Here is a 13,371-nt window from a genome sequence, read left to right on the forward strand (position 1 = left end):
ATGAAACTCAATATAAAAAATGAAACAGGAAGGCTTAAATCGGTTGTTCTGGGGCAGCCAAATTCTTTAGGAGCCGTTCCTACTTTAGAGGAAAGTTACGATGCAAAATCTTATGACACCATTCAGAAAGGAATTTATCCTACCGAAAAAGAGGTCGTACACGAGATGAACGAATTTGAAAAAATACTAAAAAAATACGATGTTCAGGTATTCCGTCCGGAAATTATCGAAAATTACAATCAGGTTTTTGCCCGTGACGTGGCTTTTGTTATTGATGATAAAATGATTATTTCTAATGTGATTGCCGACCGTGCGGATGAACAGGAAGCCTATCGTAAAATTTTCGAAGAAGTGAAATGGAGAGACATCATCAATCTTCCCGAAACGGCTCACATCGAAGGTGGCGACGTGATTGTCTGGAACGATTTTCTTTTCATAGGGACTTGTTTTTCTGAAGATTACAGGAACTTTAAAACCGCCCGGACCAACGAATACGCCATCAATATTCTGAAAGAGTATTTTCCTAAAAAGAGAATTCTCGATTTTGAATTAAAGAAAAATGACCGCGAACCTTACAAAGGAATCCTACATCTAGACTGTACTTTCAATCCTGTCGGGACCGATAAATGCATTATTTATAAAGACGGTTTTGTAGATGAAAGCGATTATCTATTGATTCTGGATATTTTCGGTGAAGAAAACTGTTTTCATGTGACCGATAAAGAAATGTTCGAAATGAATCCGAATATTTTCTCAATTTCTCCGGAAATTGTCGTTTCCGACTCTTCATTTACGAGAATGAACAATCACCTGAGAAACGAATGGGGAATGACGGTGGAAGAAATTCCATATCGTGAGATTTCGAAAATGGGCGGTTTGTTGAGATGTTCTACGATGCCTTTGGTGAGGGAATAATTATTTTTTAGCAACCGTTTTTACCGCAAAAGAAACAAAAGATAATTTATCTTTTTCTGAATGAGTTGATTGTGATTTTACGAACTCAACTGTTTCAGTGTTTTGATTTCATCGTCTGTAACGAAGGTATCATAATCCCTGATCGCAGAAGAATGAAAACTTTTTCCACCGGTAAATCTTTTCAATTCCAAAATATTTTTTGAGCGTACGCCGCCGCCAATCAGAATCTCGATTTTATCGGAATATTTTTCAATTAAAGTTTTCAGCATTTCTTTTCCTTCCATGGCGGTTGGTTTTCCACCGGAAGTGAGTACTGTTTTGAAACCTAATTTAATTAAAGTCTGAACGGACTTTTCCAAATCTGCGGTCCGGTCGAAAGCACGGTGAAAAGTACACGGCGTTTCTCCGGCAAGCTCGAGAAGTTCCTTATTTCTGGCTTCGTCAATTTCGTTGTCTGAAGTTAATATCCCAAACACAAAACCGTCTGCTCCTCCTTCTTTAAAAGTGATTATACTGTTTTTCATCTGAACAAATTCATCTTCAGAATAAAAGAAAGGCCCACCTTTCGGACGGATCATCACATAAACGGGCATTTTATAATTTCTTTTGAGATGCAAAAATTCGTAAAAGTCGGGAGTGGTTCCGCCGAGCTCCAGATTATCACAGAATTCAATTCGATCCGCCATCGACTGGCAGGCGGTTTCTGCAGAGGTAACTTCAAAACAGGCAATTTCTAACATAGGTTTTTTATTGTCTATAAATTTAAGTATTTTTGTGACACAAAGGGGTGAATACCCTGTTAAAACATACAATTCATGCAAACAGCCAATACCGTTCTGATGGTAGAACCAATCGCTTTCGGTTACAATTCCCAAACTGCTCAAAACAATTATTTTCAGGTCGAACAAAAGGAAGCCGATATTCAGGAAAAAGCGCTTCAGGAATTCAATAATTTCGTTGCAAAACTTAGAGAAAAAGGAATTCAGGTGATTACGGTGAAAGATACTTTAGAACCCCATTCCCCGGATTCTATTTTCCCGAATAACTGGGTGAGTTTTCATGAAGACGGAAGAGTGGCTTTGTACCCGATGTTTGCGCCCAACCGGAGAGTTGAAAGGCGCGCCGATATTTTGGACACCATTCGGAATGAAGGTTTTATAATTAAGGAAGTCGACGATTTATCATCTCCCGAAAATGAGGACAAATTTCTGGAAGGAACGGGAAGTATGATTTTCGACCATGACTATAAAATCGCCTACGGTTCTGTTTCCCTCCGTTTAGATGAAGAATTGTTCCGTGATTTTTGTAAGCAGTTTGATTATACGCCGGTCGTTTTCCATTCGTTTCAAAATGTCGGAAATCAAAGATTACCCATTTACCACACCAATGTGATGATGTGCGTTGCAGAACAGTTTGTAGTAATCTGCCTGGATTGTATCGATAATGAACTGGAAAGAGAAAAATTGCAGGAAGTCATCAAATCAACCGAAAAAGAAGTCATTGAAATTTCTGAGGAGCAGCTTCACCAGTTTGCAGGGAACATGTTACAGGTTCAAAACGGGGAAGGAACGCAGTTTTTAGTGATGAGCGAAACGGCTTACAAATCACTGACGCCGGACCAAATTCAAAGAATAGAGAATTACTGCGAAATCATTTATGCTGATTTAAATACCATCGAAGTCAATGGTGGCGGAAGCGCAAGATGCATGCTGGCGGAAGTTTTCCTGCCGAAGAATTAATATGAGTTATTATGGATGAATATGGAACATCTCTTCCACATTATTTATTTATAAGCAACCCAATTTGCAGTTTATTATAAAACAGAAGCCACTTTATTGAGTGGCTTTTTGTTTGAAGTGTTGAATTAAAAATCCACAACATAACGTCGTGGATTTTTTTTACAATTTAATATGAAGTATGAAAAAATTTAAATTATCTCGTTCTGTTCTTAATATCTTTATCTGCGCTATCAATTGTCCGTACTTTTTTCACCTTTTGGTTTCCGAAGTTATACACGATGGCCAGTTCAACGCCTCTTCTGTATTGATTCTGATTGAGATAATTGTAATTACCGTTTTGCTGGTAATATTCAATAACTATTTTGTGCGTGTTTAAAACATCATCAAATCCAAGTGAGAAAGTCCATTGATCCCATATTTTTTTAATATTCAAATCCAGACTCATCAGACTGTGAAGTTGGCCCAATTCAATCTGCTGCCGGTCCACATAGAAATAATTCACGCCTAAAAACCAGGTCTTGTTTTTGTCGAGACGGATATTATTATTGGTTTGAATCAATAAACTGTTCGACGCAATATGATTTTCGTAGGTTGGAAAAATATCGCCTGTCAGGGGATCCTGATTCAAACTTCCATTGTTCATATTTCGTTGTAGACCGATATTAAAATTCGATGTTAAATAGCCTTTAAAGAAAGTTTTCTGCATTCCAAGCATCGCGCTCAACTGCTGTTTGTCGCCGAAATTCGTACGGATGTATCTCAGCTGATTTTTCCCATCAATCACACCTTGCAAAGGAACTTGGGTGATCTGATCCTTGGTTAAACTGTGACTTAATATCAGAAAATAAGAACTTTTATACATATAGGTCAATTCCTGATTATACACCGAAGATGCTTTTACAAAAGGATTGTTTTGGGTATAATTAAATTCGGTTAAAATATTCCGCACCGGATTGAGTTCCCAAAAACTGGGTCTTCTCATTCTGCTGGAAAAGGCGTAGGAAACAGTATTCTTGTCATTAATGGCATAATTCATACTCAGATACGGCAGGAGCTTCTCATAATCTCTTTTGATGTTTCTGAGGTTTTCATCCTGCGCATTATCAGAATGGCCTTCACTGTTGGTCAGCTCATATCGGGCGCCCAATTTACCGGAGAATTTTGGGGAAAATACTTTTTCAACCGTAAGATAACCGCCAAAAATATTCTCATCATATAGAAAATGATTGGGTTGCTGATCTACAACATTTGTAATATAGTTGTAAGTATCGTATTTCGTGTCATTATCGGTTTTTGTCTTGTTGAAGTTTCCACCGAAAGAAACAGTTAAATCTTTTTTAAACTTCTGAACATAATCTGCGGTTGCCGAAAAATTATGGATGACTTGCGGCTGTTCCTGATAAATTTTCAGAAGCCTTCCACCATCATTTCCATTTTGATCAGAAGCGATGGTGAAATTATTCGAATTTTGAAATCGTTTGTACAATAAACCTGCAACATTCAGATTCAGTTTACTTCCCAGAGAATCGGTCTTCAACTCGTAATTTAAGTTCGCGGAATTGTTATAAGAACGGGCATCTTCTTTACTTCTCGTCCAGGTATAATCGGTTTCATTTTTAATGGAATCGGTCGTGGTATTAAAAAGATTGACAGTAGAATTATAACTTCTGTTCGCCCGTGAATTATACGTTAATGCCAAACTGTTCTTATCATTCAACTGATAATCAATATTCAGATAACCTCCTAAATTTTTATTAGGATCGGTAACTCTTCCTTCAGACTGGTTGGAAGCGCTGCTATTTCCGTTTTTTAAAATATAATATTGCTCCTCTATATTTTCATTGGTGTTGATGTTGGTGCTGATTCCTAATTTGTCTTTGCGGTAATTCAGGCTTAAACCGGCGCCTGTAGAATTGTAATAATTTTGCTGATTATTCATTCTCATACTTCCGTTCAGCCCGTTGCTGGCCTTCTTTTTCAAAACAATATTGATAATTCCGTCAGAAGATTCCACTTTATATTCACTTCCGGGCATGGTAATCACTTCGATTTTCTGGATATTTTCTGCCGGTGTATTTTTTAAGAATTGAACCAAAGATTCTGCATCCATCTGCGTAACTCTTCCGTTGATGTAAATGACGGCGTTGGATTTTCCGGCAATTTTTAAAGTTTTATCGTCGGTAGAAGAAACCAAAGGAGTCTCTTTTAACAGTCCGAAAGCAGTATTTCCTTTAGCAACTGGCGAAGCCGCTACATCATATACAAAACGGTCTCTTTCTTTTTTGAACACTTTTTTGGTCATTACGACTTCTTTGATTTCCTGAACTTTTACAGAATCATTTTTTTGAGTTCCCTGTGCTAAAGCAACAAATCCGGTAAGTAGCGAGACGGTGATGATGAGTTTTTTCATGGCGTTTAATTTAAAAAAGAAAAAAAAGGAAGCGGGGTTATTAGTTTAGAGCAGGTTATCAGTTTGGGTTATTGGTTTTTGCTTCCTTCTTTTATTCAGTTATAGTTTTTTTAGTAGTATTACAATGCAAAGATATGTCATTTATTTAGTATCATGCAATACAAAGTAGTAAATGATTTCAATTTAAATGATTAAATACCTGATAATCAACAATAAAAATTTTAGATATTTTAGATACTACAAATAGAAGACAACCAAACAGACCAAAACGTTACCCTAAAAAACAAAAAAAGAGCAGAAATCTCTGCTCTTTTTAATAATTTACTGATAATCAGCTTATTCTCTGTCAAGCCGCGCCAGTTTTTTATCGACCCAAATCGTAGCGAAAGGGAAAAACGCCGACAGTAAAGCAAATACGGTATCTTCATCGTCCCAGGTGTAGATTTTTCTGGCCGGAATTAAAAGTAATAAATACAGTGTAAAAAATAATCCGTGGATATTTCCGATGATGATAATAAAAACCGTCGGCCACAAACCTTCCTGATCATACCGTTTCCAAACCATGGCAACGCAATATAGCAGAAAGCAGGAAATGGCTTCGGCGACGCAAATCTGTTTAAACCATTTAATGATTTGCTCCTGGCTATATTTTGCAAAAAAATTCTCGATAAAATGCATAGAAATCTTTGTTAAAAAACTTTAGTTAAAGTGAAGCAGCAAATTTAAGAATTATAATATTGATAAGATGAACTCCTGTTTTTCAACATTGCTTTTTGTTAACCTTAAGAAATATTTTTCCACACTTTAAAGGCTGATATACAAAACTTTTGTGACTGTTGTGGTTTAAAATTTCCTATTTATAAAAATTACTCCCGTCCAGATACTCAAAAACTTCAGGCGGTAACATCGGTCTTACGTTCTTTCCCTCTTTAATCATGTTGCGGATTTCGGTGGCAGAAAGCTCGATGATGGGTGCTTTAATTAAAGAAACATTTTCGTGCTGTAAATATTCGTGCGCTTTTTTCGACTCCTCAAAAACTCTTGGATATACAATGATCTGATGATTTTTAATTAAAGTTTCTGCGTTTTTCCATTTTGAAAGACCGTTTAAATTATCCTCGCCCATAATTAAAGAGAACGAATAATCGGGATATTTCTCGTGTAAATAAGTCAAAGTATCGATCGTATAACTCGGAATAGGCAAAGAAAACTCAACATTGGAAGCCCGCATTTTCGGATAATTCTTCACAGCAAGCTGCACCATATCCAAACGGTTATGATCTTTCAGTAAAGATTTTTTATCTTTAAACGGATTTTGCGGACTGACCACAAACCAAAGCTCATCCATATCCGTATTTTCAATAATATAATTTGCCAAAATCAAATGACCAATGTGAATGGGATTAAAACTCCCGAAAAATAAACCAATTTTTTTCATAAATAAAACTAATGAACAGTGCAAAGTTAAACACCATTTCATTGCAAACAGTTAATTTGATAAAGATAAAAAAATAGTTGCTGAACGTATAATAAACGCCCACAAATTGAGTTCAAACAAAGAAACAATTTTATTGAAAACTCTATTTCACTTTTTTCTCCTTTTTTCCTGTGTTCTTTTTAAAGCGCAGGTGAAAGAATATTGGTTAATCGACTTAGAGACCAACAAAAAAACGTTGGCAAAAGATTCTGCTTCTGCGGTGAAATTCCTGGATTCTTTAACCCAAAACAATTACTATTTTACCGAAATAAAAAAAGTAAACAAAGAAGGTAATTCAACACAAATCTACTTTAATAAAGGAAAAAACTACAACGAAGCACAGGTGAAACTTTCCGGTGAAATTGTAAAAAACTTTAAATATAAACCTGAATTTTTCACCAGGAATTTAGATTCTTTAAAAAAGGAAATCAGCGCAAAATATAAAAATGAAGGATTTGTTTTTAACCGCGTAAAATCCGAATTTAAAGGGCTGAAAGAGGAAATCCCGCAAGTTGAGATTTCTGTCGTTAAAGGCGACCAACGGAAAATTAATGGTATTGTATTGAAAGGTTATGAGCAGGTTCCGCAACGTTTTGTGAAGAATTTAGAAAAGGAATATCAGGGAAAAAGCTACCAAGAACCGACTTTAGCAAGATTAGGACAGTCTTTGCAAAATCATCCTTTTTTATTATTGCAAAAACCACCGCAAACTTTATTCACTAAAGATTCTACTCAGGTTTTTCTGTTTCTGCAAAAGAAAAAATCCAACTCGTTCGACGGCGTAATCGGTTTTGGAAACGATAAAACGGAAAAATTTACTTTCAATGGAAGTTTGAATCTGAACTTCAGAAATATGTTTAATGGTTTCGAAACCGTGAATGTTTTCTGGCAGCGGAATCCGGACAAAGGCCAGACTTTTGACCTGCAAAGTGACATTCCCTATCTGTTTAAATCGAATATCGGCGGGAATTTCAAGATCAATATTTTCCGGCAGGATTCTACTTATGCGAACGTAAAATTAACGCCGGCTTTCTATCTTCATTTGCGGAATAATCAGAAAATTGGATTGCGTGGAACCTTTGAAACATCCACCGTTCTAGATTCTCTCTACGTTGAGGGAAGAGATTACGATAAAAAAGGAATTGGAATGTGGTATGATTATTCCGAACCATCCGATTTAGAATTATTTCTGTTCAAAACCCGTATCCGTGCCGAAGCAGATTATATCGCGACCAATTATACGGCCGAAAATATCAATGCCAGCCAAACCAATTATTTCTTTTCGGGAGAAAGAAACTTTCATATTTCCGGAAATAATTATTTGAACTTAAGAGGAGAAACGGCGCTTCTGAATTCCAAAAACGATTTTGCGGTCAACGAATTATTGCGATTCGGCGGCTGGAATTCTTTTCGGGGATTTAATGAAAATTCGCTCTACGCTGATTTCTATTATTTCGGAACTGCCGAATACCGCTACCTAGTCGGAAATCAGGCATTCTTTGATGTCTTCGGCCAGTACGGAGAACTGCACAATAAAAACTTGGAACTAAAACCTAAATTATACAGTTTGGGACTAGGTTTTAATTTTATTCTACCGATTGGATTAATGAGTTTTCAAATCTCAAATGGGAGTGAATTTGGAAACCCCATTAAATTTGGTGACACAAAAATTCACTGGGGAATATTGAGTAGATTTTAAAGAATCTCATATCTCTCGCGGATTTTGAAGATTACGCAGATTTTTTTCTTGCAATAATGAGGATGATTTTTTCGTTAAAAATTTCTTTTTCGAAGGAATTACAAATAAGCTCGTCTGGTTCAGCGGAGAATTTTGAGTAGTTTTAAAATTATAGTATCTTATTTTAATTCTTTTTAATATTGATCATTTTAAGGCTATCTTTCTTTTTCTGTTGTGCCTGCCTTCTGAAATAACCACGGAAGAGGAAGTTGTGTTTTAATGCTTCCATATTTTCGTTCAGTTTCTCGGAAGCCTGTTTTATATTAATCATTGTTGAATCGATATCTTTCGCCAAATCCTTATTCTGAGTAATGTAATTTAACGTTCCTTCCCCGGCTTTCATTTTGTCAAAATAATCATCCATTTTTTTGGTGAGGTCATTGATATTATTGCTGGATTTCTCTAGATTGGCAAAAACTAATTTAATTTGGGCAGCAGATGCTTTGTCACTTAGAAGTACAGAAGCGGCACTTTGATCATAATCTACTTTAGAAATAATGGTATTTATTTTGCCAATTGCGGCAGAGGTACCGGCAGTTGTTTTTTCAACTTCGAAAACCGACTGTCGTATATTTTTCGCCATCAAAGTATCACTGAGCATAATTCCCAATGTTCCTTTCCCTACGAGAATTTTATGCGTAATTTTCAATAAATCTTCCGTCAATAATGCGGCATTTTTATTTGTTTTACTCAGTGTAGCAAGCATCTCATCAGTCCCAATCCTAACACGTACCTGAATGGTGTCTCCTGAAACAACGGCCTTTGCACTCTCCTCTTTTCCCGGCACGATGTTCAACACCATACTTCCGACCAACCCATCAGAAGCAACCGACGCCACTGCATTTTTTTTTATAAAGCGTCCCGTTTCAGCGGCGATTGACATTTCAACTCTTATTTTTCCATTTTCAACCATATCGATATCGCTCACCGTGCCTACATTGACACCAGAATAACGAACATAATTTCCCGCTTGTAAACCATTTACATTATTAAAAACAGCATAAAGTTTAATCGTTCTGCTAAACATCTGCTGTTGCTGACCAATGAAATATAGGGCTGCAATAAGAAGTACCGTTCCGACGACAACAAAAATCCCTACTTTTACTTTCTCACCAGATTTTCCCATAATTTTAGTTTTTAAAGAATGCCCGCACTTTTTCGTCTTTAGAAGTCGAAAGTTCCTCAAAAGTTCCTTCAATATAATCAATGCCATCGATCAGCAAAATCATTCGGTTGGCGATCACCCTTGCACAATCTACATCATGAGTGATGATGAGCGACGAAGTACGGTATTTGTCCTGAACCGTTCGCATCAGTTGGATGATTTCCTTTGCGGTAATCGGATCCAAACCCGTTGTAGGTTCATCATACATAATAATTTTCGGTTTCAGAATTAAGGCCCGCGCCAATGCGACTCTGCGCTGCATCCCACCTGAAAGTTCGGAAGGCATCAAATCGATAGCGTTTTCTAAACCGACATTTCCCAAAGCTTCTCTAACCAATATCTCGGTTCCCTGAAAATTTTTAATTTTATCTATATGACGTCGTAAGGGAAACTCAAGATTTTCGCGAACAGTCATCGAATCATACAATGCACTTCCTTGAAAAAGAAAACCGATCTCAGTACGCAGCACATCTAATTCGTCATGTCCCATTGCGGTAATGTCACGATCATCAATAGTTATACTGCCACTATCGGGCTGCATCAAACCTACCAGACATTTAATCATAACCGATTTACCCGCTCCTGATTTACCCATGACCACTAAATTTTCTCCTTCATACAGTTTCAGGTTGAAACCATTAAGTACATGATTGTCACCAAAACTTTTACGAAGGTCTCTCAACTCTAAGACGACTTTTATGTTTTTTTCGGTATTCATTTAGACATCAAAAAAAATATCGGTTACAAATACAGCAATAAAATCAATTATAAACAAAAGCATCGATGTGTAAACGACAGCAGAATTAGATGCATCTCCTACGCCTACAGTGCCATTGGAGCAGTTGTATCCTTTGTAACAACCTACCAAACCAATAGCAAAACCAAAAAAATATGTTTTTACTGTCGCCGGAATAATATCGCTAAAACTAAGTGCACTGAAAACTTTGCTGAAATATAAAATATAAGACACATCTCCTTTCATATTTTCAATAATGGCAGAACCCAGTAGCGAAACGGCATCTCCCATAATGACCAAAAGAGGCATCATAAAAGTCGTAGCCACGATTCGCGTAACGACTAAATATTTAAAAGGGTTGGTGCCGGAAACTTCCATAGCGTCAATCTGCTCGGTAACTCTCATAGAACCAAGTTCGGCCCCAATTCCCGATCCGATTCGACCGGCGCAGATCAGGGCAATTATTACTGGTCCTATCTCCCGTACGATCGAAATACTGACCATATCCGGCATCCAGGACTGCGCGCCGAACTGTATCAAAGTCGGTCGCGATTGCAACGTAAATACCAGTCCCAAAATAAAACCTGTAACTCCGACCAGTAATAAGGACCGGTTTCCCATATTATAGCACTGCCGAATAAACTCCTTAAATTCAAATGGTGGTTTGAAAACTTCCTTGAAAAAGCGTCCCGCAAATAAAGTCATATCTCCTATTTCAGAAAAAAATGATTTTGCGTTAGCCGATATGGAGTTTGGATTGAACATACAAAAAATGTATCACTCAAAGTTAGTAATTATTCAGGCTAATTATAATGACTTTATGAAAGTTTAATACTGTGGAAATTTTATTGAAAAGAGCAAAAAAGCTATTTTATCCATTTACAAATCAGTTAATATTAATGAAAATATATTTAAGCGAAGGTTTTATGTTGGTTTTCCTCACAAAACAATAAGCATTCTGCATGTCGGAAGCCGGTAACTTTTTATTTACTCCTTAATCAATATTGAAAAACTCTGAATTTCAAAATATTGTTTCTAAAGGTTCATCATTGATTCCCCTAAATTTAAGAAGTAAGTTTCTATGTAAGCCAGTGGTAATTTAGGCGCAAAAGCAGCAGTGCAGATTTTTCGTAAAAAGAACTGCTATTGTCCTGCTCTATATAAGAAATGATTTAACTGCAATTCCTATGTTTCCGTTTATTGCTCACTTCCGACGTTTGCGGAAATTACGTGTTGTTTTAACTTGAAAGCAAGGTGGTTGTATCATCCACGTTTTCCAGCTAAATTATATTTAAAGGTTTAAAATCATTTTTTCAAATCATCGTCAAATTTTTCTGTACTAAATTTCTAAACAGGGACAAAATCCCTTCCAAGGGCAATCTGGCGCGTAACCTGAACAATAATCAAAATGAAGCATTCCATGATTTGTGATTGAAGTTTTGGACTCTAAGGTTCTAATTATCATCTCATAAACAAGGGAAATTGGGACATTTTCAGAATAATCAATGGTTAGATTATAGGTCATCATCATTTTTTCAAACGCTCTGCATATCAATTTTAATTCCTCGTCGGAAAAAAAATTGGCAGGCGGAAAAAATTGAGATTCCAGTCCGCAATGATCGCTAAAGGTAGGACCGGAAGCAAACCCATTAACGTAATTTTCTATCTCTGCGAAGTGGTCTTCAATTGTTTGCTCAGTTTTTTCTGCAGGATCACTTTCTAATCTATGCGCGTTATTGATATCAGTAATCAAAAGAGTGGCTAATTCAGGATCAATCCCAAAACTTGGGGAGAAAAGATAAATTTAATAATTTTGTTAGATGCTAAATGAAACAGAAGTCCTCAAATTTTTATTACCTGAATTTTTAATTGACCATTTTGAGATTGTGAAATTCGAAGAAGTAAGTAAAGTGCTACATCTTTATTTTGAAGAAAAAAATACGATTCCAAAGGAGTTTTCTTCTCTTACTTTGCAGTCAAAGGGTTTTCTGCCGGAAATAATGGTAGATGATTTTCCACTGCGCGGAAAGTCCGTGAAACTGCATATCAAACGCCGAAGATGGACGGATGTAAAATCCGCAAACATTATTCAAAGAGACTGGAATCTCATCGCCAAAGGAACTCGCATGACACATGATTTTGCGGAGTTCTTAAAAAAAATCAGCCGATACTAAAGCGCTTCCCTGTAAGACCATAGCAGAAATGTATGGCGTAAATGGAAAGAAATTTCAAAGACAATATAAAAAAAGCATCAGCGATTTTAAAGACTGGGATCAAAAACAACACGCTGAAGACTGGATCTTATATACTGAAAACCTCTCTGACCAGCTTTCTTTAGATGAAGTCGCTCTTTCAGACGGGGAATTATACACCGTTCTTACTTCCAAGAAAGCGAAAGGCAAAAAAGGAAGCATCGTAGCCATTATTAAAGGTACTCAAAGCGATAAAGTCATTGAACAGATTCTGAAAATCAGCAGAAAATTCCGACAGAAAGTTAAAGAGATCACGCTCGACATGGCAGGTTCAATGAAACTCATTGCCAAAAGATGTTTTCCCAATGCCATTCAGGTCATCGACCGTTTTCATGTTCAGAAGCTCGCCACAGAAGCATTGCAAGACCTCAGGATACAACATCGGTGGCAAGCCATTGAATTGGAAAACAACTGTTTGACAGAAGCAAAAGAAAAGAAGAAAACTCCTGAAATTGAAATTTTTGAAAATGGTGATACCAGAAAGCAACTCTTGGCAAGAAGCCGATACCTACTCTACAAGACCAGGGAAAAGTGGACATCAACACAAAATGAAAGAGCGCAAATACTGTTCTCTCACTATCCTGATTTAGAAAAAGCGTATAATTTATCAGACGGGCTGAGGAAAATTTACAATCAAAATATTCAAAAGTCTGTAGCAATCCTAAAATTAGCACATTGGTTCAAAGAAGTAGAGGAATGTGGGTTTAAATCATTTTCAGTACTCATGAAGACCATTATGAATCATTACAATGACATTCTCAATTATTTTGACCAAAGAAGCACCAATGCGTCGGCCGAATCTTTTAATGCGAAAATAAAAAACTTCAGATTACAACTTCGAGGGGTAAGAGACAAATCATTTTTCCTTTTCAGATTATCCAAAATTTTTGCGTAGTCCCCAAGTTTTGATACTGATCCCTAATTCATTCATCATCAATT

At 36.6% G+C, this 13,371-nt stretch carries 13 protein-coding genes; 5 read left to right on the top strand and 8 right to left on the bottom strand.

Annotation, left to right across the window (positions count from 1 at the left end):
- Complete coding sequence (locus QGN23_RS08260; RefSeq protein WP_282903864.1) at nucleotides 1-915, top strand: dimethylarginine dimethylaminohydrolase family protein; 915 nt, start codon at nucleotides 1-3, stop codon at nucleotides 913-915.
- Between the two features lie 77 nt (nucleotides 916-992).
- Here the strand turns inward: QGN23_RS08260 and QGN23_RS08265 are convergent, their stop codons facing one another.
- Nucleotides 993-1,655: a copper homeostasis protein CutC gene (locus tag QGN23_RS08265; RefSeq protein ID WP_282903865.1), complete on the bottom strand. Its 663-nt coding sequence runs from the start codon at nucleotides 1,653-1,655 to the stop codon at nucleotides 993-995.
- Between the two features lie 75 nt (nucleotides 1,656-1,730).
- Here QGN23_RS08265 and ctlX point away from each other — a divergent pair, with 75 nt between their 5' ends.
- A complete protein-coding gene (ctlX, locus tag QGN23_RS08270) occupies nucleotides 1,731-2,654 on the top strand; it encodes a citrulline utilization hydrolase CtlX (RefSeq protein WP_282903866.1) in 924 nt (307 codons plus the stop codon).
- Between the two features lie 193 nt (nucleotides 2,655-2,847).
- On the opposite strand, the gene QGN23_RS08275 is transcribed toward ctlX, so the two are convergent.
- From QGN23_RS08275 to nadD, 3 genes are all read right to left on the bottom strand, one after another.
- Complete coding sequence (locus QGN23_RS08275; RefSeq protein ID WP_282903867.1) at nucleotides 2,848-5,064, bottom strand: TonB-dependent receptor domain-containing protein; 2,217 nt, start codon at nucleotides 5,062-5,064, stop codon at nucleotides 2,848-2,850.
- Nucleotides 5,065-5,400: 336 nt separating this feature from the next.
- A complete protein-coding gene (locus tag QGN23_RS08280) occupies nucleotides 5,401-5,742 on the bottom strand; it encodes a DUF3817 domain-containing protein (protein ID WP_282903868.1) in 342 nt (113 codons plus the stop codon).
- A 175-nt stretch (nucleotides 5,743-5,917) separates the two neighbouring features.
- A complete protein-coding gene (nadD, locus tag QGN23_RS08285; RefSeq protein WP_282903869.1) occupies nucleotides 5,918-6,502 on the bottom strand; it encodes a nicotinate (nicotinamide) nucleotide adenylyltransferase in 585 nt (194 codons plus the stop codon).
- A 133-nt stretch (nucleotides 6,503-6,635) separates the two neighbouring features.
- Here nadD and QGN23_RS08290 point away from each other — a divergent pair, with 133 nt between their 5' ends.
- Nucleotides 6,636-8,240 carry a BamA/TamA family outer membrane protein gene (locus QGN23_RS08290; protein WP_282903870.1) on the top strand — a complete coding sequence of 535 codons (1,605 nt, stop codon included), beginning with the start codon at nucleotides 6,636-6,638 and terminating at the stop codon, nucleotides 8,238-8,240.
- Between the two features lie 163 nt (nucleotides 8,241-8,403).
- Here QGN23_RS08290 and QGN23_RS08295 read toward each other — a convergent pair whose 3' ends face one another.
- The 4 genes from QGN23_RS08295 to QGN23_RS08310 form a co-directional block, all read right to left on the bottom strand.
- Entirely contained in the window at nucleotides 8,404-9,405 is a 1,002-nt protein-coding gene (locus QGN23_RS08295; protein WP_282903871.1) for an MlaD family protein, read from the bottom strand.
- 4 nt (nucleotides 9,406-9,409) lie between these two features.
- Entirely contained in the window at nucleotides 9,410-10,162 is a 753-nt protein-coding gene (locus tag QGN23_RS08300) for an ABC transporter ATP-binding protein (RefSeq protein WP_282903872.1), read from the bottom strand.
- On the bottom strand, nucleotides 10,163-10,885 hold the full coding sequence (locus QGN23_RS08305) for an MlaE family ABC transporter permease (RefSeq protein ID WP_282903873.1): 723 nt from the start codon (nucleotides 10,883-10,885) through the stop codon (nucleotides 10,163-10,165). It lies immediately after the preceding gene.
- 634 nt (nucleotides 10,886-11,519) lie between these two features.
- A complete protein-coding gene (locus tag QGN23_RS08310; protein ID WP_282903874.1) occupies nucleotides 11,520-11,933 on the bottom strand; it encodes a hypothetical protein in 414 nt (137 codons plus the stop codon).
- Nucleotides 11,934-12,000: 67 nt separating this feature from the next.
- Between QGN23_RS08310 and QGN23_RS08315 the strand changes: the two genes are divergently transcribed.
- Nucleotides 12,001-12,354, top strand: a complete 354-nt coding sequence (locus tag QGN23_RS08315; RefSeq protein WP_282903875.1) for an ISAon1 family transposase N-terminal region protein — start codon at nucleotides 12,001-12,003, stop codon at nucleotides 12,352-12,354.
- A 28-nt stretch (nucleotides 12,355-12,382) separates the two neighbouring features.
- Nucleotides 12,383-13,327, top strand: coding sequence for an ISAon1 family transposase (locus tag QGN23_RS08320; protein ID WP_282903876.1), 945 nt, complete (start codon nucleotides 12,383-12,385; stop codon nucleotides 13,325-13,327).
- Nucleotides 13,328-13,371 lie beyond the last annotated feature (44 nt).

Source organism: Chryseobacterium gotjawalense (assembly GCF_030012525.1).
GTDB lineage: Bacteria > Bacteroidota > Bacteroidia > Flavobacteriales > Weeksellaceae > Kaistella > Kaistella gotjawalense.

Excerpts from the sequence above, each read along its gene's own strand:
- QGN23_RS08260 (WP_282903864.1), top strand. The coding sequence starts at position 1 with ATGAAACTCAATATAAAAAATGAAACAGGAAGGCTTAAATCGGTTGTT.
- QGN23_RS08265 (WP_282903865.1), bottom strand. The coding sequence starts at position 1,655 with ATGTTAGAAATTGCCTGTTTTGAAGTTACCTCTGCAGAAACCGCCTGC.
- ctlX (WP_282903866.1), top strand. The coding sequence starts at position 1,731 with ATGCAAACAGCCAATACCGTTCTGATGGTAGAACCAATCGCTTTCGGT.
- QGN23_RS08275 (WP_282903867.1), bottom strand. The coding sequence starts at position 5,064 with ATGAAAAAACTCATCATCACCGTCTCGCTACTTACCGGATTTGTTGCT.
- QGN23_RS08280 (WP_282903868.1), bottom strand. The coding sequence starts at position 5,742 with ATGCATTTTATCGAGAATTTTTTTGCAAAATATAGCCAGGAGCAAATC.
- nadD (WP_282903869.1), bottom strand. The coding sequence starts at position 6,502 with ATGAAAAAAATTGGTTTATTTTTCGGGAGTTTTAATCCCATTCACATT.
- QGN23_RS08295 (WP_282903871.1), bottom strand. The coding sequence starts at position 9,405 with ATGGGAAAATCTGGTGAGAAAGTAAAAGTAGGGATTTTTGTTGTCGTC.
- QGN23_RS08300 (WP_282903872.1), bottom strand. The coding sequence starts at position 10,162 with ATGAATACCGAAAAAAACATAAAAGTCGTCTTAGAGTTGAGAGACCTT.
- QGN23_RS08305 (WP_282903873.1), bottom strand. The coding sequence starts at position 10,885 with ATGACTTTATTTGCGGGACGCTTTTTCAAGGAAGTTTTCAAACCACCA.
- QGN23_RS08315 (WP_282903875.1), top strand. The coding sequence starts at position 12,001 with ATGCTAAATGAAACAGAAGTCCTCAAATTTTTATTACCTGAATTTTTA.
- QGN23_RS08320 (WP_282903876.1), top strand. The coding sequence starts at position 12,383 with ATGTATGGCGTAAATGGAAAGAAATTTCAAAGACAATATAAAAAAAGC.